3 protein-coding genes are annotated in these 2,498 nt (G+C 41.5%); all 3 read right to left on the reverse strand.

Features of this window, described 5'->3' with window-relative positions:
* Positions 1-85: 85 nt before the first annotated feature.
* A complete protein-coding gene (locus HT669_RS09280; RefSeq protein WP_138707669.1) occupies positions 86-946 on the reverse strand; it encodes a DUF4299 family protein in 861 nt (286 codons plus the stop codon).
* Positions 947-1,173: 227 nt separating this feature from the next.
* On the reverse strand, positions 1,174-2,160 hold the full coding sequence (locus HT669_RS09285) for a rhodanese-related sulfurtransferase (RefSeq protein ID WP_001030014.1): 987 nt from the start codon (positions 2,158-2,160) through the stop codon (positions 1,174-1,176).
* A 153-nt stretch (positions 2,161-2,313) separates the two neighbouring features.
* Positions 2,314-2,498: hypothetical protein (locus HT669_RS10885; protein WP_345889808.1), on the reverse strand; the 185-nt coding region annotated here is incomplete at its 5' end.

Raw genomic sequence — 2,498 nt, forward strand, 5'->3', positions numbered from 1 at the left:
TTTGATTTTCATTGAGTAGCAATCCTGTCTTTCATGGCAGGATTTTTCTATGCCAAAAAAGCAAGTCGATTGACCTGCTTCTGCTTTACTTTTCTTGTGCTAATGCTTTAAAATATTTGTCTAAGATGGGTTGTACTTCTAATTGATTGGCGTCTAGTTGGTGGTAAGATGCTGATGGTAGTGACTCTAGGAATTTTGCATAGTCCAAGCGAGCAATGGCTTCATAGTTTTCTGGTTTAGAGCCATCTCCTGTGATTTGAACCAAGTCAATCTCCCACTGCACTTCCTTATCCACCAATTGCTCAATATAAGCTGCAGGCACAAATGGTTCTTCCGGTAAAACAGTCTTGACGCCTTGAGCCAAATGGTAAACACCGTGCACTTTTCCTTCTCCATCCTGATAGAAGGAAACTCTTGCAAAGTAAGCATCTGTCTCTTGAACTGCACGTACACGTGCTTCAAACTGTGCCAAACCATCCTCCTCTAAAAACCTTTTCAAATCCTCATGACTAAAGAAAACAGGATTAAAAATTCCTTGGCAAATCGTAAAACGGGCTGCAGTGTCTGCAAGATGGGCTTGAATACTTGCTTGGAAATAAGCTTCAAAATCAAAACCATCTAGTCCTTCAATCTCAGTTCCTGTGTAAGCAAGCAAAGCATCTAAAAATGACTTGATGATCTCCCAGTCTGTCTGCGTTAGTAGGTCAGGAAGATCGACACGGTAAGCCTTTTGATCATCAGCATAACTGACCTTAAAAAGAAATTGTGATTGCCCCACTATCGCACACTCGATATACTCGAGACGGTTAAGAGGCTGACGGAGATAGACAGCATCATAGCTATGTGACTCCAAACCATCTACCAAGGCCAAGATGGACTTGGCAGTCAAAATTTCCTGTTCTCCTAAAATGCTCTGTTTATTTGGAATAAAAATTGTTTTCTCCATAACTGGACTCCTTTGAAATCGTTTACATACAGTATACCTTATTTTTCTGAAAGATACAAAAACAAACTTTATACTCTTCGAAAATCTCTTCAAACCGCGTCAGCTTCGCCTTGCCGTAGATATNNAGCAGCCTGCGGCTAGCTTCCTAGTTTGCTCTTTGATTTTCATTGAGTATTAGATTTTTGAGTAAAAAGCATAGAAAAACAGCCCCTGAGGACTGTTTGATCTTATACAGTAGCTGCCTGATCCAAGCTTTCACCGATAGCGGCTAGGCGCTCGATCACTTCAGCTTGTGTCAATTCATTTTTTGAAACATAGCGGTTACGTGGGTGAACACGGCACTCGTGTGAGCATCCACGAAGGTACTTGTCTTCATTTTCTTCTGATGTCAAGATACGACGGTTACAGAAGGGATTTCCACAGTTGACATAACGTTCACATGGTGTTCCATCAAACCAGTCTTTCCCTACGATGGTTGGGTTGACATGGTTGACATCAACGGCGATACGCTCGTCAAAGACGTACATTTTCCCATCCCAAAGCTCACCTTGAACTTCTGGGTCTTTACCGTAAGTTGCAATTCCTCCGTGCAATTGGCCGACATCTTTGTAGCCTTCACGGACCATCCAGCCTGAGAATTTCTCACAGCGAACGCCACCTGTACAGTAAACCACGACGCGCTTGTCCATGAATTTTTCCTTGTTATCACGGACCCATTGTGGCAACTCACGGAAGTTGCGGATGTCTGGACGGATAGCCCCACGGAAGTGTCCTAGGTCGTACTCATAATCGTTACGTGTGTCAAGGACAACGGTATCTTTATCAAGAAGCGCTTCTTTGAACTCTTTTGGAGACAAGTAAGCACCTGTTGTTTCAAGTGGGTTGATGTCATTGTCAAAGTCGTTGTCTTCCAAACCAAGGTGGACAATTTCTTTCTTGTAGCGAACAAACATCTTCTTGAAGGCTTGTTCATTTTCTTCGTCAATCTTGAACCAAAGGTCTTCCATGCCTGGGAGACTGTGAACGTAGTCCATGTATTTTTGAGTTGTTTCATAGTCACCTGAAACTGTTCCGTTAATTCCCTCGTCAGCGACTAGGATACGGCCTTTAAGGCCGATTGATTTACAGAAAGCCAAGTGATCTGCAGCAAATTGCTCTGCATTTTCAATTGGAGTATAAAGGTAGTAAAGTAAGACACGAATATCTTTTGCCATAAGATTTGTTCTCTTTTCTATTCTTAAATTTTCTAAATTTTTTATTTATCCATACTAGTATACCTGCTTGAGAAAACGAATGCAATTTATTTGACTGGAAATTGTAGAGGGTTATCGAAATTTCCTGAATGGTTATACTCTTCGAAAATCTCTTCAAACTACGTCAGCTTCACCTTGCCGTAGGTATATGATACTGACTCTGTCAGTTCTATCCACAACCTCAAAACTGTGTTTTGAGCTGACTTCGTCAGTCTTATCTACAACCTCAAAGCAGTGCTTTGAGCAGCCTGCAGATCGCTTCCTAGTTTGCTCTTTGATTTTTGTTGATAAAAAGAAAT

Source organism: Streptococcus sp. 2100, assembly GCF_013276335.1.
Classification (GTDB): Bacteria; Bacillota; Bacilli; order Lactobacillales; family Streptococcaceae; genus Streptococcus; species Streptococcus pseudopneumoniae.